Annotated in this window: 15 protein-coding genes; 6 read left to right on the top strand and 9 right to left on the bottom strand. The window is 47.3% G+C overall.

The features are described from left to right. Nucleotides 1-58 precede the first annotated feature (58 nt). Complete coding sequence (locus EA58_RS09750) at nt 59-298, bottom strand: hypothetical protein (protein ID WP_036751857.1); 240 nt, start codon at nt 296-298, stop codon at nt 59-61. A gap of 224 nt (nt 299-522) precedes the next feature. Continuing rightward, a complete protein-coding gene (fabG, locus tag EA58_RS09755) occupies nt 523-1,257 on the bottom strand; it encodes a 3-oxoacyl-ACP reductase FabG (protein ID WP_036751858.1) in 735 nt (244 codons plus the stop codon). 399 nt (nt 1,258-1,656) lie between these two features. Here fabG and EA58_RS09760 point away from each other — a divergent pair, with 399 nt between their 5' ends. Beyond that, entirely contained in the window at nt 1,657-2,610 is a 954-nt protein-coding gene (locus EA58_RS09760; RefSeq protein WP_036751859.1) for a LysR family transcriptional regulator, read from the top strand. Nucleotides 2,611-2,675: 65 nt separating this feature from the next. On the opposite strand, the gene EA58_RS09765 is transcribed toward EA58_RS09760, so the two are convergent. The 3 genes from EA58_RS09765 to EA58_RS09775 all read right to left on the bottom strand — a co-directional run bounded on the left by EA58_RS09765 (nt 2,676) and on the right by EA58_RS09775 (nt 8,633). After that, entirely contained in the window at nt 2,676-4,115 is a 1,440-nt protein-coding gene (locus tag EA58_RS09765; protein WP_161781030.1) for a methyl-accepting chemotaxis protein, read from the bottom strand. A 709-nt stretch (nt 4,116-4,824) separates the two neighbouring features. Continuing rightward, entirely contained in the window at nt 4,825-6,729 is a 1,905-nt protein-coding gene (locus EA58_RS09770) for a DEAD/DEAH box helicase (RefSeq protein ID WP_036751861.1), read from the bottom strand. A gap of 182 nt (nt 6,730-6,911) precedes the next feature. Continuing rightward, nucleotides 6,912-8,633 (bottom strand): sensor domain-containing diguanylate cyclase, encoded by a 1,722-nt coding sequence (locus EA58_RS09775; protein ID WP_051641997.1) that lies wholly within the window; start codon nt 8,631-8,633, stop codon nt 6,912-6,914. A 410-nt stretch (nt 8,634-9,043) separates the two neighbouring features. Between EA58_RS09775 and EA58_RS09780 the strand changes: the two genes are divergently transcribed. The 3 genes from EA58_RS09780 (at nt 9,044) to EA58_RS09790 (ending at nt 13,082) form a co-directional block, all read left to right on the top strand. After that, complete coding sequence (locus EA58_RS09780; protein ID WP_036751862.1) at nt 9,044-11,053, top strand: exoribonuclease II; 2,010 nt, start codon at nt 9,044-9,046, stop codon at nt 11,051-11,053. A gap of 87 nt (nt 11,054-11,140) precedes the next feature. Beyond that, entirely contained in the window at nt 11,141-11,686 is a 546-nt protein-coding gene (locus EA58_RS09785) for a DUF1415 domain-containing protein (protein WP_036751863.1), read from the top strand. A gap of 157 nt (nt 11,687-11,843) precedes the next feature. Next, nucleotides 11,844-13,082, top strand: a complete 1,239-nt coding sequence (locus EA58_RS09790) for a GGDEF domain-containing protein (RefSeq protein WP_036751864.1) — start codon at nt 11,844-11,846, stop codon at nt 13,080-13,082. Nucleotides 13,083-13,574: 492 nt separating this feature from the next. Here EA58_RS09790 and malG read toward each other — a convergent pair whose 3' ends face one another. From malG to malE, 3 genes are all read right to left on the bottom strand, one after another. Further along, complete coding sequence (gene malG, locus EA58_RS09795) at nt 13,575-14,465, bottom strand: maltose ABC transporter permease MalG (RefSeq protein ID WP_036751866.1); 891 nt, start codon at nt 14,463-14,465, stop codon at nt 13,575-13,577. 10 nt (nt 14,466-14,475) lie between these two features. Beyond that, complete coding sequence (malF, locus tag EA58_RS09800) at nt 14,476-16,017, bottom strand: maltose ABC transporter permease MalF (RefSeq protein WP_036751899.1); 1,542 nt, start codon at nt 16,015-16,017, stop codon at nt 14,476-14,478. Nucleotides 16,018-16,123: 106 nt separating this feature from the next. Then, nucleotides 16,124-17,305, bottom strand: a complete 1,182-nt coding sequence (gene malE, locus EA58_RS09805; RefSeq protein ID WP_036751868.1) for a maltose/maltodextrin ABC transporter substrate-binding protein MalE — start codon at nt 17,303-17,305, stop codon at nt 16,124-16,126. Nucleotides 17,306-17,908: 603 nt separating this feature from the next. Here malE and malK point away from each other — a divergent pair. Further along, nucleotides 17,909-19,018, top strand: a complete 1,110-nt coding sequence (malK, locus tag EA58_RS09810; protein ID WP_036751870.1) for a maltose/maltodextrin ABC transporter ATP-binding protein MalK — start codon at nt 17,909-17,911, stop codon at nt 19,016-19,018. 202 nt (nt 19,019-19,220) lie between these two features. Then, nucleotides 19,221-19,406: a hypothetical protein gene (locus EA58_RS09815; protein WP_036751872.1), complete on the top strand. Its 186-nt coding sequence runs from the start codon at nt 19,221-19,223 to the stop codon at nt 19,404-19,406. Between the two features lie 114 nt (nt 19,407-19,520). Here the strand turns inward: EA58_RS09815 and EA58_RS09820 are convergent, their stop codons facing one another. Continuing rightward, nucleotides 19,521-20,591 (bottom strand): tetratricopeptide repeat protein, encoded by a 1,071-nt coding sequence (locus tag EA58_RS09820; RefSeq protein WP_036751874.1) that lies wholly within the window; start codon nt 20,589-20,591, stop codon nt 19,521-19,523. Nucleotides 20,592-20,974: the final 383 nt, after the last annotated feature.

The following is a 20,974-nucleotide window of genomic DNA, read 5'->3' on the forward strand; positions in this document are numbered from 1 at the left end:
CAAAGAGCAGGAATGAGCGAGAAGAGAACCAGGTGACTAAAAATGAACCAACGGGAGATTAATCGATCCGCATGCAGCCATGCTGAATGGTACGGGGATTTTCGATACGGTGCAGACAGGAGCCCACAGACTGCAAATCCTGATATTGATATTTCACCACCATTGCAGCGGCAATCAACAACCCAACCAGTGAGAAGCGTGTCAGCCAAAGCCACTGTCTTTGCAATGCGATCGCAAGGGTGATTAAACACACTGCGACGATCAACAGCAAACTTGGCGAAATAAAACCAGAAAGCACGCTCACAACCTCAAAAACTTGCAAAGTGGCAAAATAATACGGTGTTAAAGATAATAGTTAAAGAAAATTTCTGCATATTTACACTTCGCACAATCCCTTCACAGAATAGGACATTTGACCACTTCCGCACTCTTGAATCATGATCGCAATTACAGCGCTAAAAAAGAAAAAAGCCTCGATTTTTCAAGGCTTTTATGTGCAACACTCACCAATGATTCAGCAATTTAAATCACCAATCCACCATCAATTTTCAGCGTTTGACCCGTGATAAAGGATGATTGTTCACTGGCCAGAAACAGCGCGCCATTTGCAATATCTTGCGGTTTTCCCATCCGCTGAAGCGGCGTTTTAGATTTCATATAATCCAGAATTTTCTCAGGCAGGTTCACCGTTAACGGTGTTTCAATAAACCCTGGCGCAATACAGTTCGCTCTGACCTGCGCCCCTTTTCGGGAAAATTCCTTTGCCCAGCCTTTGGTCATCGCAATCACGCCGCCTTTTGTCGCCGCATAATTACTCTGACCGATATTACCGTCCGTGCCCACAACGGAAGACATGGTGATAATTGAGCCACTTCCTGTTTCCATCATGAGCGGCGCAACCGCCTGCGTCATGTTGAACACCCCTTTCAGGTTCACGTCTATCACCATATCCCACTCTTCAACCGACATTTTCTCAATCAGGTTATCTCGAGTGATCCCAGCGTTGTTGACCAGCACATCAACACGACCGAATTCTTTGGTGATGTCATCAAGAAAGCGATTTATTGCTTCCCGATCACAGACATTCAGCTCAATGGCCTTCACATTTTTGTAAGTTTTCTCCAAATCAGCCATTGCAGCCGCGTTCATATCACAGGCATACACGATTTCTGCCTGATGCCTGGCAAAGGTCTCCACAATACAACGGCCTATGCCCTGCGCGCCTCCCGTTACAATGCAAACCTTGTTGTCTAACATAGTCTTTCCCTCTTGGTTCGAAATGCCGAAGTGAAAATCGAATACAGTGCGGGCACACCGCTTCCCTGCTCACTTCATTCAATCCTGATTTTAGATGAAATAAATCAAATGATTACACTCAAAGCTGCAATTCACCTTTGCGATCCCCCGGCAGATGTCACCTAAAATTCTGCCGAATCATTGATTTATCCAACTACAACTGCCCCGCGATTATCGTCAAATGAAAGTGAGAGCGGCAGAAGACATCATCATTTTCTGACACAAGGTCAATTTTCTCTGTTTCTTATTTAACAATGACTTATTGCAAACATTCCAGGCTTCATCAACTCTTCACTGGTATTGAACCAAGCCTTTGCTATAAATATAAGAAAGGAATTGAACAAGGATCTGTTGCAGAGCATGCTCGATAAAGTAGTTTTTTTTCTACATGTAGTGCGAAGTGGTTCACTGAGTGAAGCCGCGAAGCAGTACGGAATATCTGCGTCTGCCGGCAGCCGCTGGCTCACTGAGCTTGAAGAAAGCATGGGGGTCAGCTTACTCAAACGTACAACCCGAAAAATATCACCCACACAGGCTGGGCAGCGACTATATGACCGATTCAGCCTGATTAACAGCCAGATCAATGATGTCTTTAATGAAGTGCAAAACCTCAGTAATGAAGATAAAGGCTTAATACGGGTTGCCAGTACGCCTCTGTTCGCCAAGTATTATCTCAGTCAGATCATTGGGGAGTATGTTCAGATTCATCCGTCGATCAATTTTGTCGTCATCGAGACCGCTTTTGAAGTTGATCATGTCCATGATGTCGATTTTGCCATTCGCGCGCATGCTACTTACCGGGGTTTGCAGGATAAAGACAGTTTATTGGTGAAACGTTCTCTGCTCCGTGAACCCTTAGTCGCCTGCTGTTCGCCACATTATATTGCTCAGCATGGCGAACCCATTTTACCCGATGAGCTGAAAAGCCACTTTTGTCTGTATGCCACCACGCTCGTTGGGGGGAATAAATGGATATTCGAGCAGAACGGTGAATATAACACGGTTGAAATTTCGCAAACGGTAGAGGCCGACGACAGTGAAATTTTAAGAAATATTGCTCTGGCTGGCGGTGGTATCGCTTACCTGCCCTATAGCCTTGTTTGCCATGACTTAAAGGAAGGTCGACTGCAACCGATTCTCAAAAATTATGTCAACAGCCAATTTGAACTGAATCTTTACTTTAAGCCCCGCAAATATATGCCCGCCCGTTGCGTCAATTTTAAAGATTATTTAATCGGACGCGTTCAGGAAATGGAGCACCAGAACAAAAAAGGCCTGAAGCAACAAGAACCAGCACAAATGATATTCGAATGAAATATCCCGGTGCTGGTCGCTTCACTTTGATTCTACTGAGCAATCATGCTCAGCTCGATGGCAGACTACTTCGTGAATTTGAAGAACTGTAGCTGATGGGCCATATTCTCTGCTAATTGTGAAATTTCGCGGCTGGAAGCTGCACACTGACTGATGCCTGTTGCATTCGTCGAAACAATATCATGAATATTGGCCAGGTTTTCATTGATTGTTTGTGTTACTTCAGTCTGCTGTTCTGACGATTCCGCGACCTGATGGTTCAAATCACCAATTTCGGTAATCGCTGCTTTGATATTCCCCAATGCCTGCGATGCTCTTTCCTCAAGATGCATATTATTTTCCAAGAGTTCAGCCATGTTGTTCATCGATTGACTGGCTGACTGCGAACGCGTCTGAAGTTCTTCAATGATGTTTTGAATATCACCGGTCGACTGCTGGGTTCTGGCTGCCAGTTGGCGCACTTCATCTGCGACCACCGCAAAGCCTCGCCCGCTTTCCCCTGCTCTGGCTGCTTCAATGGCTGCGTTCAAAGCCAGTAAGTTTGTTTGCTCAGAAATAGCATGAATCACTTCGAGCACACCGGCAATCTGAGCCGAAGCCTGCTCCAGTTCTTCAATTTCAACGACAGCTGCGCCAACACCCTGACTCATCTGCTGCGTTGCCTGAGAGACTTGCCTGAACATCTGTTCACCTTCATCCGTGATCTGAACAGCAACTTTCGCACCCTCATCGGCCTGAAATGCTATGCCTGAGACCTCTCTGGCTGAGGTTGCCAATTCTTCGATGGCCGAAGCGATTTGTTCGATTTCACGGCTCTGACGTACGGCATTGTGCTCTGATTCTTTCATCACGGTTGCCAGTTCGGCTGTTGATGCTGCGGTGTTATCACCAATATGACGCAGACCGGAAACAATTGAGCGAAGATTCGCTGCCATTGAATCGATATTTTGTCCCAGCTTGCTCAGCTCATTTGTGCCCGGCAAATAGGCAGAGATTTCTAATTCACCTTTAGAAAACTGCTGCACCTGCCCACTCAATGCAGACAGCGGGCTTGCAATAAAACCCGATAAAATCCAGCCAGTCAATAGGCCAACAACAATGGTGCCAACACTGGCCAACAGGCTCCAAACCTGAACATCATCATGATGAGCAACCTGTTGGTCTCTGTACTCTGCCGATAAAACATTCAGCTTCTGAGAGAGTGTCTGAATCCGCTGAATCAGTACATTGCCTTTATTGCGATAAGGAATAACGTATGCGTTGAAATCCTGATCAGACATGCTGCCGTTATGCCGCTGTTTCAGCACATCAAGCATCGTCTGACGACTGTAGCTCAGGTAATCGTCCACCGCCGCTTCAAGCGAAGCCAGTTCTGATGCTGCTCCCTGAAAGTGCTTTAACGCAGGGAGTAATTGCTTAATCTCGGTTTCCCGCTGAACCAGGGTATTTCTGAGGGTACTGAGTTGCGTTTCATCATAAAGTGCATAAATTGCAGCGACACGCATTGCATAGGTGCTTTCAATCAATTGAGCGACATCATCTTTTAAAGATAACGATTGTTGAGAAGCTGAGTTTAATTCACTGACAGTATCATCCAATACCTTTTCAGATAAAACCACGGATACCAGTAATAATATCGCCGATATTATTACTGGAGTAAGAACCTGATTTCGAATGGATATTCCTTTCAGCATGAGCTTAAACCCTTATCATTGAATATTTGCAATGCGTATAAATATTAAACTTAAAATCAAGTTATTATTCATAACTTGAGATGAATATCAACAATTAATAAGGTTGTAAGTAGTATAAAAGATAATTATAAAAAAGCGTTATCTAAAGTGAAATAAATATCTGTTTTATTCAATAAACTAAATTAATAAATTTATTACGGATTTCAAATTCGCTACCAACATTTCTGACAAGCATTTGAAATGATCGACTTTGATGATTTCAGAGACATGCTTTTGAACGCGAACGAAAACCGTACCGCATCCAGAAGAGGCAATTCATCCGTCGCTGGATGCATTGTTCGCCTCACCGATTCAACGATTCGCTTGCCCACCACAGAATTTCACAGAGAGCACTGACATTACCAGGACAGGCATCCTGAAAGCGCTGGGGATAACGCTACATCATCACGCGATTTCAGATACAAAAAAACCGGGGTTTCCCCCGGTCTTTGATATCTCGACTATTTCACTTTGATGTGAATCAGTCAAAACTTGGTTTGCTGCGTTCCTGACGCTGACCGTGGTTACGCTCACCACGGAAACTGCCACGATGATCGCCACCACGATTACGGTCAAAGCGACGCTCACCTTCGCGACGATTACGGAAACCGCCTTCACGCTGGCCACCTTCGCGGTTGCCACCACGTCGGAAACCACCATCACGATTGCCGCCATCACGACCGCCACGGCGATGCTCACGCAACACGTTATCTTCAACAACCACAGCTTTCACTTCGTTCTGGCGAATACGAAGTTTCTTCAGTTGCGAAACAACCTCTGAACTCATCTTCTTCGGCAGCTGAACATAAGTATGTTCAGGCGCCAGCTTAATCGCACCAATGAAGTCTTTGCTCAGGCCCAGCTCGTTTGCAATCGCGCCAACGATGTCTTTCACCTGAACGCCTTGCTCACGGCCAACCTGCAACTGATACGTATCCCAGTCTGCAGCATTGTACTGACGACGCTCACGACGTTCGCCGCGTTCACCACGCTCGCCCCGCTCTCCGCGTTCACCACGGCGATCACGACGTTGTTTTTCACGCTCGATCGCAGCAATCATCGGGTCTGGACCTTTGTAGAACAGAGGACGATTGCCTTGCTGGCGTTTCAGCAGAATTGCAGCCAGGGTGGTCGCATCAACTTCAACAGATTCTTGCAGTTTTTCAATCAGCTCAACAAAAGCTTCCAAACTTGCACTTTCTTTCTGCTCTTCCAGTTCCTTACCCAGTCGATCCAGACGCGCCAAAGCAACATCGTCACGCATCGGAAGCTGAATTTCTTCCATACGAGACTTCGTAACACGCTCAATGGTACGCAGCATACGGATCTGGTTAGTACGAACCAGCAGAATTGCTTTACCTTTACGTCCTGCACGACCCGTACGACCGATACGGTGGATGTAAGATTCTACATCAAACGGAATATCGTAGTTGAATACGTGTGTAATACGCGGAACATCCAGACCACGGGCAACAACGTCAGTTGCAACCAGAATGTCGATCACACCACGTTTGATATGATCAACGGTGCGCTCACGCAGAGACTGTGGAATGTCACCGTGCAGTGCCGCAGCTTTGAAGCCACGAGACGACAGCCAGTCGGCCAGACGCTCGGTATCCTGACGAGTACGAACGAACACGATGGATGCGTCAGTTTCTTCAGTTTCCAGCAGACGAATCATTGCTTCGTCTTTCTCTACGCCTTTCACGACCCAGAACTGCTGTTCTACTTTCGCAACAGTACGGTTTTCACCCGCAACGTCAATGCGTGCAGGCTCACGCAGGAAACGATCAACGATTTCCTTCACCATTGGAGGCATGGTTGCAGAGAACAGAACGCGCTGAGCAGATTCTGGTGCTTGCTCCAGGATCCAGGTCACGTCGTCAACAAAGCCCATTTTCAGCATTTCATCGGCTTCATCCAGAATGAAGGTATGTACTTCATCCAGATGCAGACGATCGCGGCTGATCAGGTCTTTCACACGACCCGGCGTACCCACAACAATGTGAGCGCCAGATTTCAGAGCACGCATCTGGTCTACGATAGATGCACCACCGTAGATTTCCAGAACCTTCAGGCCCTGAATGTTTTGACCCAGATTCTTGATCTCAGCAGCAACCTGAATCGCCAGCTCACGAGTCGGAGCCATCACGATTGCCTGCGGCTTATGTTGCTTTAGGTTAATCTTATTTAACAGAGGCAGAGAGAATGCTGCCGTCTTACCTGTACCTGTCTGAGCCTGACCCAGCGCATCAGTACCTGTAAGCAAAAGAGGAATAGAAGCCGCCTGAATAGGAGTCGGCGCTACGAAGCCCATCGCGTCAAGTGCGGATAAAATAGTGTCGGCCAGTTCTAACTGGCGAAATTCTGTAACAGATTCTTGCATTGGGATCCCAATAGATGATGGAACGAAAACGGGGCCCCTTTGCCTTTTAACACGGTTCAGCAACTGTATCCACAAGCATGGGCCTCGACTAAGGCGCGCATTGTGCGCTATTCAGGGCTGAATTACCAGAAAAAATTGATTGATGTCACAAATTAAAACTTAAGCATGTATTAATTATTCAATCAGCTTGCGATATGTACACCTTGGTAGGCTTTTTCTGCCTTCATGGTGTCATCCCATTGAAAGTATTGATTCCTTCCACGCTGTTTTGCCAGATATAAACCCTGATCAGCACCTGCCAGCAACATTTCTTCCTGAGTCTCAGACGAAGGCACCCGGGTATACAGCCCCATGCTGATACTGATTGTCCCCTCCCGCGTTCCAGAATGAGGAATCCCCAGTTGCAGCACAGCGTTCAGCATGTCATCGGCCAGTACACGAACTTCATTGGCAGCCGTATTCGGAAGCAGGCAGACAAACTCCTCTCCGCCATAGCGGCTGAACACCGCTTTTTCATGATGATGCGCCAACTTTTCCAGCGTGACCGCAACTTGCTTGAGGCAGACATCGCCTCTCTGATGACCATAAGTATCATTAAAGGCTTTAAAATGGTCGACATCCAGAATAATGATACTTAAAGGTAATTGCTTACGACTGGCCACCTGCCAGTAGCGTTTCAGGGTCAGATCAAAGAAACGTCGGTTTGCGACACCGGTTAATCCATCTTGCATCGACCATGCTTCTAACCGCCGATTGGCTTCTTCCAAGGCTTTATTCGTCTGTTGCAGTTCCTGAGTGCGCAGTTGAACCCGCTGCTCAAGTTCAGCATTTAACCTGGTCAGCGCCTCATGACTCCGTTTAATCACGATTTGCTGCCCCAATGCCGCACCAAACAGTTTCATGATTTCTTTCTGGTGCTCAGTCAGGCTCCGTTGACTGATCAGGTTATCTGCAGCAACCCAGCCGATACAGTCATCACCGTTCCACATTGAAATCATGGCATTCCAGCCCGTGCCAACCTGTTGTGTCCCAAAATAAAGGGGGGCATTCTCCTTCACGACCACAACATCTTTCCGGCTCAATGCTTCATGCACCAACGGATGATCCGGAATATCACTAACAAAGGAATAACGAGACACCAAATTGCCTTCCGGGTCAGTTCCATAGGTCCCTTGCATGGTCGCGTTTTGAATATCTGTCAGAAATACCGCCAGACGGTCAATCCCGAGTTTCTTTCTGCCGAGTTCAATTGCCGTTCTATATAAACTGTCGAGATCACTGGCCTCAGCCAATGACAACGTCACTTCGTGAAGCTGCTTTAATAAAGAGAGGTATTCACGCAGGGAGTAATTCCGTACTTCTAACTCAGCCTCAACACTTCGACGACTGATATTATGGGTCAGCGCTTCTTCTCGGAGCATGTGCACACTGATATCAGATGCAATCAGCAATAAAACCCGTTCAAAAGCTTGCAAGTTGGCATCCAGCCGCTCGGGGTGCTGCGTTTCTGCATACAGATAAGCGACCGGCTTCTCATGCATGATGATCGGGAAAAGCACCCGTCGCCATTCCGTTGGTTTGTTCGACCAGATTGCCTTAAAGGGTTTTTGCGCAACGGTACTGATAGCTTGCCTGAGCTGCTTCACTTCAAGCAGATGCTCAGGCGGCACACCATTATAGTTAGAGAGCGACAAAGGATGCAGATAATACTTAAACTCTTCATTTCCCATCCAGCTGGCCAGCACACGGGTCTGCCCTTCCTGCTCCACTAAGAGTGTCAGGTAAGTTAAATCCAGCGTGTGATGCAATGCTGACAGCAAACGATGGCACCAACGCTCCATGTTTGCCTGACGGGCAAGCGTATCAACAAGTTTATCCAACTCATCGTTGAGTTTAAACGGCATGCTTTTCCTTCGACAGTCTGTCTTCATTCATTTGATTGGTGTGAAACAAAATACAAAATACTCCAAGTTGAAGATAATAACGACCTTCATGATGCACTTCGAAACCATGAATGTGATTTTCTACGATATTTGTGACCAATAATTTATCGAAAACGTTTCGCTAACGGCATCCGACTAAAATGAATTTACCCACTATTGACACATATATTACTGACACCTAAATCAATGATCCGTTCTATTCCGTTGGTGCAGACATCAGACAAGTCGTTCAAGATACATTCAGCTTGAGGGGAAAGGTGGCAGCTTAACCGTTTCAGCACTTGATCAGGCTGCCGAAAAGATGGATTACCCTTGGTTTTAGGCCTGTTAATCCGTATAGTGTGACGGTTCATAATCCGGGACCAGGCATAATGTTTCAAGATAATCCGCTTTTAGCACAACTGAAAAAACAGATTCAAGAATCACTTCCAAAGAAAGAAGGCCAGATTAAAGCAACCGATCGCGGTTTTGGTTTTCTGGAAGTTGATGGCAAAGACAGCGTCTTCATTCCGCCTAACTATATGAAAAAAGTGATGCACGGTGACCGTGTTGTTGCTGTCATCCGTACAGAAAAAGAGCGTGAAGTTGCTGAACCTCAGGAATTGGTTGAACAGTTTCTCACCCGCTTCATCGGCCGGGTTAAACTGATCAAAGATCGTCTGAATGTTGTCCCTGATCACCCACAGCTGAAAGATGCAATTAAAGCACGTACGGTGAAAGGTCTGAACCCGGAAACACTGAAAGAAGGTGACTGGGTTGTTGCGCATATGACACGCCACCCGCTCGTGGGTGATAACAAAACCTTCTTCTGTGAAATTAAAGAAAAAATTACAGACAGCGAAGACAAAATTGCACCTTGGTGGGTCACGCTTGCACGTCACGACCTGCCAAACGCAGAACCAGCACCACAAAACAACTGGGAAATGCTGGAGGAAGGTCTGGTCCGTGAAGATCTGACCGATCTGCCATTTATCACCATTGATGGTGAGTCCACCAAAGATATGGATGATGCCATCTACACCATCGCGAAAGATGACGGTAGCTTTGAAATCACCATCGCGATTGCTGACCCGACATCCTATATTCAGGTAGGCAGCGATATGGATAAAGAAGCCCGTGAACGCGGCTTCACCATTTATCTGCCAGGACGCAACATCCCGATGCTGCCACGAGAGCTAAGCGATGAACTGTGTTCACTGATGGAAAATGAAAAACGTCCTGCCCTGTGTTGTCGTGCAACGATCGACAAAGATGGCGTGATTGGTGACGACATTACCTTCTTCTCTGCCTGGGTTCGTTCACAGGGACGTCTGAATTACGATGATGTTTCTGATTATCTCGAACATGGTGCGGCTGAAAACTGGGCACCTGACGCAGTCATTGAAGCTCAGATTAAAGCGTTGCAAGCTTTTGCCAACGCCCGAAGCGACTGGCGCAGCAAACATGCTGTGGTTTTCCCGGACCGTCCGGATTACCGTTTCGAGCTGAGCGAAGATAACGACGTGATCGCGATTCATACCGACCCACGCCGTACAGCCAATCGGATGATCGAAGAAGCAATGATCACAGCGAACATCTGTGCTGGCCGCATGCTGCAAGAAAAATTTGGGAAAGGTGTCTACAACTTCCATAACGGTTTCAATCCGGAAAAACTGGATAACGCCATGGAGTTTCTGACAAACGCGAATGCCCCATTTGAAAAAGAAGCGCTGCTTTCACTTGAAGGCTTCAGTGCACTACGTCGCTGGCTGAATGCTCAGGACACAACCTATCTGGACAACCGCCTGCGTAAGTTCCAGGCATACAGTGAAGTGGGTAACGAACCTGCTGCCCACTTTGCAATGGGTCTGGATGTCTATGCAACCTGGACATCACCGATTCGTAAATATGGCGATATGATCAACCACCGGATGCTGAAAGCTGTCATTACAGGTCAGGAGCCGGTTCAGACACCAGATGAAACCATTGGTGAAGAAATTTCTACCCACCGTAGAAGTCACCGTATGGCTGAGCGTGATGTCGCTGACTGGCTGTATGTTCGCTTACTGAAAGATGCCGTGAAAAAAGAAACAGTTTTCACCGCAGAAGTATTTGATATCAACCGTGCGGGTATGCGAGTCCGTGTTCTGGAAAACGGTGCTTCTGCCTTTATTCCTGCACCATTGATTCTGGACAATAAAGAACGCATCGAGTGCAACGGTGAACTGGGCATCATCAACATTGATAAAGTTCGTGAGTTCCAGTTAGGGGATCACTTCGAAATCGTTCTGTCAGAAGTTCGCGAAGCAACACGTCAACTGGTCGCAAAACCAGTAAAACAATTCCCTGAAGTCACTGCTCAGGAAAATGCTGATCAGCAGGCTGTTACTGAAAAAGCCTGATAAATCAGGAGCCAGAACGGTATTCCCGTTCTGGCTTAATACCATACCCTATCCAACCTGAGTAACACGTTTGTAGTCTGGTGCCTCATGTCTTATCTCCTCAACGTTGAACAATGGCTTGATGATGTTGTCATTGGATTAAACTTATGTCCTTTTGCAGCAAAACCGCGAAGAAATGAACAAATTCGTATCGCGATTTACGAAACAGATTCTCTGGAAGAACTTCTGGAGGGGATTTATCAAGAGATAAAACGACTGGATAGCACACCAGTTTGTGATCTTGATACAAGCTTGGTCGTTTGTCCGAACCTTTTACAGGATTTTGACGAGTACAATCAGTTTCTTGATATGGTAGAGGCGCTAATTAGCCAGTGTGGAAAAGAAGGTATTTATCAGGTCGCCAGTTTTCATCCTGATTACTGTTTCTATGGCACAGCACCTGGTGATGCTGAGAACCTGACGAACCGCGCACCCTATCCAATCTTCCATTTCATTCGAGAAGACAGTATGGAAAAAGTGCTGGCACATTATCCCGATCCCGATGCTATACCGGAGCGGAATATAGAAAAAATGAAAAAGCTCACGGATGAAGAAATCCGTCGCCTTTTCCCATACTTAATTAGCAAAAACTAATATTGTAGCCCCGCATAACGCAGGGCTTTTTCATTCTATAGCTATAGCCCATGATTCAATACCATTTATTGACTAAACATATTTCATACAGGCATTCAAATTTGTTGGGATTAAGCATCAACTTAGCTATGATATCTCCTTGACAGGGAATATTGTAATGCAACCATTTTCATTTTCAGTATTTAGAAATGCAAAAATGCGTTTCGCGATGCCTTTAGCGCTTGTTACAGGCACTTTTGCTGTACACGGTGATATCGTGACTTTTATGTCACAGCATATAGAAGTGTTGCTGCTACTTCCCTACATCCTATTGAGCCTGGTCATCATGCTGTGCCAGCCGTTCAATCAGAGTAAAACTGGAATCAGCGCGATGCTGATGCTGTTGGCCTATTATTTAATCCAACAAAATTTGCAAACGCCACTGGCTCAGTCGACCACCGGACTCACCTATATCTTGCTGGCAATATTGTTGCCTTTAAACCTGTTTCAGCTACATTTCATCCCAGAACGGCGACTTTTCTCACGTTTTGGTTTGATCTATTTAGGCGTACTCGGTCTTCAGATCTCCTGGGGCTGGTTGCTGGTCAAGCATGTTGAGCCCAATCAAAATACAGAAATGTGGCTCACCTACTTCTACACCTTAGGTGACTTTTCACCTTTGCCGCTGGTTTTGATCTTATTACTGTTGTCGCTAAGCTGTGCAAGTGCTTCAATCATCCTGAAACGCAACCAAGGCTATGATCAGGCGACATTTATCTGTCTGCTGTTCTCCGGGCTGACCTTAGCCCAGTTCCAACAGCCTTATATTTCCAGTGTCGCTTTTACGGTGGCTTCTGGTCTGCTGTTACTGAACCTGATGTCCTGCTCTCATGAGCTGGCATTTATCGATCCACTCACCGGGATTCCAGGCCGGCGAGCGATGGAAACAGAACTGAAGCATCTGGGCAGAACCTATACGCTGGCAATGCTGGATGTGGATCATTTCAAGCAGTTTAACGATCAATACGGCCACAAAACCGGAGATGACGTCCTTCGTCTGGTTGCTCAGTTTTTACTGAACATCAACATTAAGGCGGATGTTTATCGCTATGGCGGAGAAGAGTTCACCATTCTTTTCAAAGGCAAGCGTAAAAACCAATGTATCGACGCCCTAGAAGAGCTGCGTGAGGCGATTGCGAACTATCCGATGCATATCCGGGATATTGAAACCCGGCCACTCAATGATCTTGAAGGCAAACGGAAGCGTGGCACGGGTAATCATCAGGAAACGGTACAAATTACGGTGAGTATCGGTGTCGCCGACAGCCAGGAAGACTCCAGAACAGCCAATGTCCTGAAGGTCGCGGATAAAGCGCTCTACAAAGCCAAACAAAACGGCAGGAACCAGATCGTCTGAGTCCTTGCTCGCAAATCAAATCAAGCGAAAGCGCCATCCGAGAACCGGGTGGCGTTTTTTCTTCATCGTGTCGTACAGATAAACGTTCACGAAAGACGAATCTTCCAGCCCGTGAGCAAATACAGGAAATTCTCCGGCTAGTATCCCCTGACTTAACGCAGGTAACCAGATCATCCCCGCCGATGGAGTCTGCCTTAACCGATACTCAACACCGACACCCAACACCCAACACCCAACACCACCCGATGCTCAATACTGAACACTATCGCTTTCGCGGTGGTTTAGAGGAGGCAATAAAAAAGCCCAGTGAAAACACCGGGCTTTGGTTACCAAATCAACTTGCTGTTTTGTTCAAGACAAAGCGCAAGTCCAGCTATGCAGCAACGCCAATCATATGGGTGAAGTGACTTAACCGATCGGCGGCCAAACCAATGTTAAGGCTTCAACTCCGGGGATTGACCCACCCTAAGTGACATGGGCCATTTCTTATTTTTATCCCTTAACCCCACCGGCAGTTAAACCGCCGACAAGGAACTTCTGTGCCAACAGAAATACAATGGTAATCGGCATCGCAGAGAGCACAGCGGCTGCCGCGAAGTCACCCCATAAGTAATTCTGCGGATACAAATATTGCTGCATTCCTACAGCTAATGTATAGGAATTTACATCACGTAATAACAAGGATGCAACAGGAACTTCTGTAACTGCGGCAATGAACGAAAGAATAAACACGACAGCAAGGATAGGTACAGAAAGTGGCAATAAAACCAGTCTGAACGCCTGCCAGGGTGTCGCACCATCCAGAGCTGCAGCTTCTTCAAGAGACGCATCAATCGACTCAAAATAGCCCTTAATTGTCCAAACGTGAAGTGCAACACCGCCCATATAGGCGAAAATAACGCCGCCATGCGTATTCATTCCAAGGAATGGGACGTAGGCGCCCAGTCGGTCAAACAATGCGTACAGGGCCACCAGGGCAAGCACAGGCGGGAACATCTGTAAAATCAGCATAGCACGCAGAATCTGATTTTTGCCGGCAAACTTCATTCGGGCAAAGGCGTATGCGCAGGTTGTGGACAAAGCCACAATCCCAAGTGCAGTCAGCCCCGCAACTTTCACTGAGTTCCAAAGCCAGGTCAGAACAGGGAACGGCGGCAGTGTTTTGCTTCCATCTGCATGTTCAATTGCAATCCCCAGTGCCAGCTTCCAGTGTTCGAGGGATGGATCGCTCGGAATCAGCTCACCAGAGGCGTAGTTCCCTTCCCGGAATGAGATCGCGACCACCATTAACAAAGGCAACATGATCAAGGCGAGAAAACACCACATTGCAATATGTGTCGCCCATACCCGGTATTTCAATGATTTTGGTTGTACCATTGCCATGCGTTTTCCCTTACTCAAGATCCAGTTTTGAGAGTTTCATATTCAAAAGTGACAAACCGCCGACCAACAGGAAGATAATTGTCGCAACCGCACCTGCCAGACCAAAGTCCTGACCACCGGAGCCTTCAAATGCAATCCGATAGGTGTAGCTGACCAACAAATCTGTATGACCCGCCGGCACACTGGTCCCCAGCATGTCCGGTGCGCCGTTCGTCAGCAACTGTATCAGCACAAAGTTATTAAAGTTGAAAGCAAAGGTCGCTATCAGCAGCGGAACCATTGGCTTCACCAGCATGGGCATGGTAATGCGGAAAAAGTTATCCAGCGGCCCTGCACCATCCATCGCAGATGCCTCATACAAATCATCTGGAATGGATTTTAGAAGCCCCATCGCCAGAATCATCATATAGGGATACCCCAGCCAGGTATTTACAATCAGGATCATCGTTTTGGCCAGGAAAGGATCCGTAAACCACGACGGATTCAGACCAAACAACCCCTGCAAAATCTGATTGATTTCACCAAAGCTTTGATTAAACAAGCCTTTAAAAATGAGAACCGAGATAAATGCAGGTACGGCATAAGGCAAAATGAGCAGAACCCGGTACACGCCACGTCCTTTCAGCGCCTCCCAGGAAACCACCTGCGCCAGAACTACACCAACGGCCAAGGTGAAAACAACGGTCAGCCCGGAAAACAAAACCGTCCAGACAAATATGCTGAAGAAAGGCCCTTGAATGCCGGGATCCGTGAAAATACGGGCAAAATTATCCCAGCCAATATTCACAATGAATCCGGGAGAGACCGGCTGACCAATAAACTGCCCCGCTTCATCGACCTGCTGATAAAAACCAATCTCCCAGTTCGGCTGATAGACCGCCTGAGTTTTCTGATTGACCAGCGTTTCACCGTCGCTTTGCAGCGCATAAAGCGGGGTGCTGGCAGCAAACTTTCTCAGGCCCGACATCGTCAGTTGCTCACCATTAGGTAAGACAACCTGCAACCCACTGAGTTGCTGGCGATGTTGAATCACCATTTTCAATGGGGCTTTCTTGGCAGAAGGTGTGGCTGCGAGGCGAAGATTCAGTGACTCAGGCAATGCGTTCAGATCAACACCATCGCTCAGATAAGTGCCTTCACTGGTTTCCAGTGCAAATTGATACTGGCCATCCTGACCATACAGCGCAAAGTTATAACCGGTTCCTGACTGGAAACTCTGCGACATCAAAACAGACTGAGCCCGTTCAAAACTCAGTTGATTCGTGCCGCTGTAATTGGTAAATGCCAGACTCACCGTATAAGTCAGCGGGAAGACAATAAATAAGATCATGCCGGCAATGCCCGGAAAAATGTAGCGATGGGCATAAGTACGCTGACGGGCAAACACATACACACCCAGTGAGGTGAGAATCAGTGTCAGTAACGCAAATGCATACTCAGAGCGAGCATACATTAAAATTATGGCATAACCATTGATGGCGCTGATTCCCCCCAGCGCAGCCCACTTGAACCAGGTTCTTAACGCAGGTTGAGTTGTTGAATTTTTGGTCATATCGGTAGCGTCAAGCGCTAGTTCGGCAACAGGATGAGACTGCATCAGCATTCCTCGCAGTACGTCAGAGGAAGGAGCAGGCGATTGCCTGCTCCGATAGGAAAGATTACTTGGTCATTCGGTCAGCAACAGTATTCAGTGCTTCATCCACAGACTGACGACCGTTGACAACATTCTTAATGGCTGCTTTTTCTGCATACCAGAAAGATGACATTTCCGGGATATTCGGCATGATTTCGCCATTCATCGCGTTGCCCATTGTCGCTGCAATTCGTGCATCAGAACTCAGTTCTTCCTGGAAAGAATTCAGTGCAACCGCGCCCAGAGGGGTATCGTCGTTGACCTTACGCAGGCCATCATTGGTCAGCAGGTAGTTTTCCAGAAACTCAACCGCCAGATCTTTGTTTGGTGATGCCGAGCTGATCCCCGCAGTCAATACACCGACAAAAGGTTTGGAAGGATTACCATTCAGTTTCGGTAGCATAGCAACACCATAATTGATGCCCGCTTTATCAATGTTTGCCCAGGCCCATGGACCATTGATAGTCAGCGCCACTTCACCCTTGTTGAAACCGGCTTCAGCAATGGCGTAATTCAGGTCGGGTGCAATCACACCTTGATCAACCAAGCGCTTCACAAAGCTCATGGAGCGCTTCGCACCAGCGTTATTCACACCCACATCTTTGGCATCATAGCCGGACGCCGTAAACTTGAAGGCATAACCGCCATCTGCTGCAAGCAGTGGCCAGGTAAAGAAAGGTTCCTCCAGGTTCCACATCACCGCGTGTTTACCCTGCTTTTTCAGCTTCGCGTCCAGTGCTACAACGTCTTCCCAGTTCTTCGGCGGCGTTGGCAACAAGTCTTTATTGTAAATTAACGACAATGCCTCAACTGCAACCGGATAACCCACGTACTTCCCGTTATAAGACACCGCATCCCAGGTGAAATCAGCAAACTTGCTGCGGAACTCGTCTGAAGGTTTCACTTCAGTCAGCAAACCAGCCTGCGCATAACCACCAAAGCGGTCGTGCGCCCATAAAATAATATCTGGGCCATCTCCGGTCGATGCCTGTTGGGAAAATTTCTCTTCCAGTTTATCCGGGTGCTCAACTGTCACCTTGATACCGGTGTCAGTTTCAAACTGTTGACCAACTTCAGCCAGGCCGTTATAGCCTTTATCACCATTAATCCAAATGGTCAGCTGACCTTCTTCAATACCTGCATGAGCAGAAATTGAACCGACTGCAGCGAGGGTACAGAGTGCGACAGTACTGAGGACTTTCTTCATCGTTATATCCTTCCAGATGGTTATCGTTGCTGCACGAACTGGCAACACATTTTCCAGCCTCTATCATCTATCTGTCATTCTTATAAGGCATCATCCTGAGCGCTACGCCCCCCACCCTTAATCGTGAAAAGCGTGATCACCATCATCACGGTCAGTGACCTGCTTCTAAAAAAGAGCCATATTCGTGACAAGACGCACATAGTACTTTCAATGAAATCTTCAAGCAGTACATGAGGTTGTAAAATGTGATCCAAACACTCATCCCCCTCTCATCCCCCCAAGAAGAATCGTGAAGGGAGGATGTTGCCAGAGCCAGTTTTACGCACAATAGCGACACCTCAACAAGGCTTGAGCTTGTTCAACTGTAAACTGTCTTTTTATTGTTGACTGTTGCTGCATTCAGCAACTTTGATGTCCAACGCTTGGCATCAGCACACTACGGGATAGCTTGGGGAAGTCTCTCCTGTGGATTATGGGTAGCCGCCTGTTCAGTAACTGCCGTTCTTTTGGGTGCTACCCTGCTTTTTCTACACCGATTTTACAGGCACGCCGATCGGCCATGACCATGACGCGGGCTGGAAATAACAGATAGAGGTAAGCCGGATGGCGAGTGTCACTTTACGTAATGTTTGCAAAGCTTATGGCGAAAACCTGATTTCAAAGCATGTCGATCTGGATATTGCAGAAGGCGAATTTGTGGTTTTCGTTGGCCCGTCGGGCTGCGGAAAATCAACGCTGCTGCGTTGTATTGCTGGCCTGGAAGACATTACTTCAGGCGATCTTTATATCGGTGAGCAGCGCATGAATGATATCCCACCAGCGCAGCGCGGCGTGGGGATGGTCTTCCAGTCTTATGCGCTCTACCCACACCTGAACCTGTTTGACAATATGTCTTTCGGCATGAAGCTGGCCCGTGCAGACAAAGAAGAAATCCGTAAGCGTGTTGCGCATGCAGCCGATATCCTTCAACTGGGCCATCTGCTCGAACGTAAACCCAAGGCACTCTCAGGCGGACAGCGTCAACGTGTCGCCATTGGCCGGACACTGGTTGCCCAGCCGAATGTATTCCTGCTGGATGAGCCGCTTTCCAACCTTGATGCCGCGTTACGTGTTCAAATGCGGATTGAAATCGCAAAGCTGCACAAGCAGCTAGGCAGCACCATGATTTACGTCACCCATGATCAAGTCGAAGCGATGACCATGGCCGATAAAATCGTTGTGCTGGATGGTGGTGCTGTCTCGCAGGTAGGCAAACCACTGGAACTGTATCACTACCCGAAAAACCGCTTCGTCGCCGGTTTTATCGGCTCTCCGAAGATGAACTTCATGAGCGTGTTCGTCGAACAGGTGGAAGCGGAGCGCGTGATGGTGCAGTTGGCAAATGGCACAGCCTTCTGGATTCCGGTCGATGGGACAACGGTCACCCGAGGCGAACGAATGTCACTGGGCATTCGGCCTGAACACCTGACGTCGAAAGATCAGGGAGATGCTGTGGTTGAAGGCAAAATTCAGGTCGTTGAAAAACTGGGGCACGAAACTCAGGTTTACCTGAACCTGAAAGGAGTCGATGCCGATTTCATCTTCCGTCAACCGGACGTACTGAATGTTGAAGCCGGAGAAACACTCAGCGTCGGTATCCCGGCCTATCGTTGTCACCTATTCCACCGCGATGGTCAAGCTTGCCGCCGCCTGCATCAGGAGCAAGGCGTCTAATCCCTCCCCCTCCTCCCAGCAAATCACTGGAATGGGCCGCACGTCGGCCCGTTTTTATTCCTGTTTTTTATATACGGGCCAGATTGACCAAAACGATCGGAATGAGCAGAACTGCTTTTTTCAAGTATGATTGTTATTGGGATGTGTCAGGAAGACACCGCCTGACACTGATTGCGACACTGTTTATGAGTCGGAGGTCACAATGAGTATCAGAGAACGCATTGAAGACATCGAGCAACGCCTCACTGCCGCGTATCAGGAAGGGGATTATCAGCAGGTTCGTATGCTGGAGAATCAGCTCAAAGAAATTCGCGGCCTGCATAGTATTGTCGACGACAGAGAACCGTACTCACCTGAAGGTCGCTTTTATCCCGAAGACGGGGAGTAAACCCCATCCAGAAGTCTTTCTCCTGCCCGGTATCATGCTTACCGGGCAGGTTTGTTGACTGCGCCTGTTTTCTGTCCACTCGATACGAATACAGACAAAACAGACGAAATGCATTTATTGATCGTATCGTTCAAGCATTCCCTGCGATGCTATCGTTCGAAAGTCATTTGCACCAAATTTTACGGTTTGATCCTCAACAAGGCGCTTTAAGATACTCACCGCTTGCTTTTTTTGCCCAGATTTCGCACACCAGCGTGCGGTCTGATGACGAATAGACATGCACAGTTCACTTTCACGCCCTAACACGTCCTCAACAACTGGATACAAGACATTCAGTGCTTCAACAGCCGCCTCGCTATCGCCTTGAATACCCGTCCACAAAGCAATCTGTAATCGAGTGGAGAGTGTCAGGTAATCCATTTGCCCCAGCACGCGTTCACTTTCTGAGTAAAGCGTTCGATACTCTTCCAGCGCTCTTTTTACATCGCCGGTAAAACCACTCCAATAAGCCACATTATTTCGCATGGCGAGTGTATAAAAATCATCTGCACCGAGCTGAATTTCCGTGTCCTTCAGTAATTGTTCAAATAATTGAAGTGAACGATGGCTTTCTCCCATCTCCCCGGTCCAAAAGGCAATGTTATTCGACAACAGAAGTCTTTCACGTTGGTGAAAATCAGTTTCGAAATCCAGGCTGGCGAGTAATTGTTTAAAATCACGGATCGCCTCTTTCACCTGGCCCGATCGGGCTAACCAATACGTTGCATTATTTCTGAAAGCAATGGAAAGCAAATGATCTGACCCATACAACATGGTTGACTCATCAGCCAACTTTTGAAACATGCGGATAGCCAAATCATATTGGCCGCTTTCACCCTGCCAGTATGCGATATTGTTCTCTGCAATTTTCCGAGTGTTTGCGTCAGGGTGGACTTTCAATGAAGCGAGCTGTTCAATTGCTTCTTTGAATTTTCCTTGTGTGCCCAACCAAAACGATGTTGAAAACGCTTCATTTTCAAAGATTGTTCGCCCATTCACCTCATCCTGACATAGCAGCTGTGAGTCATTGAATCGATAAGGTCTTGTTTCAGGCAGTGAGATCACGCCGTTATGTCGGCGCAAAAACTCACTGGTTGTGATCAACAGACCATCAATGTTTAAACTTCCTTCTTCATTGTGAATCATGTGAATCCTTCTTTCTAACATTCAAAAGCAACCGTTTTCAGCATTCAATTCAAGCGGCGATTTTGGCCCAATGCCGTTTCGTTTATCACGATATTCATCCCCCTCAAAAACAGTCTCTTTCCAACACAAATCCTTTGATAAAAGTTGAGCGGTTTGATTGAAAATCAATGAACACGCGTCACTCCCGCACAGTTTTTCCTTGAAAGTCACTGCTTCCCCGCCTGCGCCTGTCTTCCCTACACAAATCACGCGATGGAAAACGACAAATGATTATTTAGAATCAACTAATTACCGTCATTCCCACGCAGGCGGGAATCCACTAAACACGCGATGGAAAACGACAAATTATCGTTCAGAATCAATCAATTACCGTCATTCCCGCG

The organism is Photobacterium galatheae, assembly GCF_000695255.1.
Classification (GTDB): Bacteria; Pseudomonadota; Gammaproteobacteria; order Enterobacterales; family Vibrionaceae; genus Photobacterium; species Photobacterium galatheae.

Coding starts and splice junctions, on each gene's coding strand:
- fabG (WP_036751858.1), bottom strand. CDS start 1,257: ATGTTAGACAACAAGGTTTGCATTGTAACGGGAGGCGCGCAGGGCATA.
- EA58_RS09760 (WP_036751859.1), top strand. CDS start 1,657: ATGCTCGATAAAGTAGTTTTTTTTCTACATGTAGTGCGAAGTGGTTCA.
- EA58_RS09765 (WP_161781030.1), bottom strand. CDS start 4,115: ATGCGTGTCGCTGCAATTTATGCACTTTATGATGAAACGCAACTCAGT.
- EA58_RS09770 (WP_036751861.1), bottom strand. CDS start 6,729: ATGCAAGAATCTGTTACAGAATTTCGCCAGTTAGAACTGGCCGACACT.
- EA58_RS09775 (WP_051641997.1), bottom strand. CDS start 8,633: ATGCCGTTTAAACTCAACGATGAGTTGGATAAACTTGTTGATACGCTT.
- EA58_RS09780 (WP_036751862.1), top strand. CDS start 9,044: ATGTTTCAAGATAATCCGCTTTTAGCACAACTGAAAAAACAGATTCAA.
- EA58_RS09785 (WP_036751863.1), top strand. CDS start 11,141: ATGTCTTATCTCCTCAACGTTGAACAATGGCTTGATGATGTTGTCATT.
- EA58_RS09790 (WP_036751864.1), top strand. CDS start 11,844: ATGCAACCATTTTCATTTTCAGTATTTAGAAATGCAAAAATGCGTTTC.
- malG (WP_036751866.1), bottom strand. CDS start 14,465: ATGGCAATGGTACAACCAAAATCATTGAAATACCGGGTATGGGCGACA.
- malF (WP_036751899.1), bottom strand. CDS start 16,017: ATGACCAAAAATTCAACAACTCAACCTGCGTTAAGAACCTGGTTCAAG.
- malE (WP_036751868.1), bottom strand. CDS start 17,305: ATGAAGAAAGTCCTCAGTACTGTCGCACTCTGTACCCTCGCTGCAGTC.
- malK (WP_036751870.1), top strand. CDS start 17,909: ATGGCGAGTGTCACTTTACGTAATGTTTGCAAAGCTTATGGCGAAAAC.
- EA58_RS09815 (WP_036751872.1), top strand. CDS start 19,221: ATGAGTATCAGAGAACGCATTGAAGACATCGAGCAACGCCTCACTGCC.
- EA58_RS09820 (WP_036751874.1), bottom strand. CDS start 20,591: ATGATTCACAATGAAGAAGGAAGTTTAAACATTGATGGTCTGTTGATC.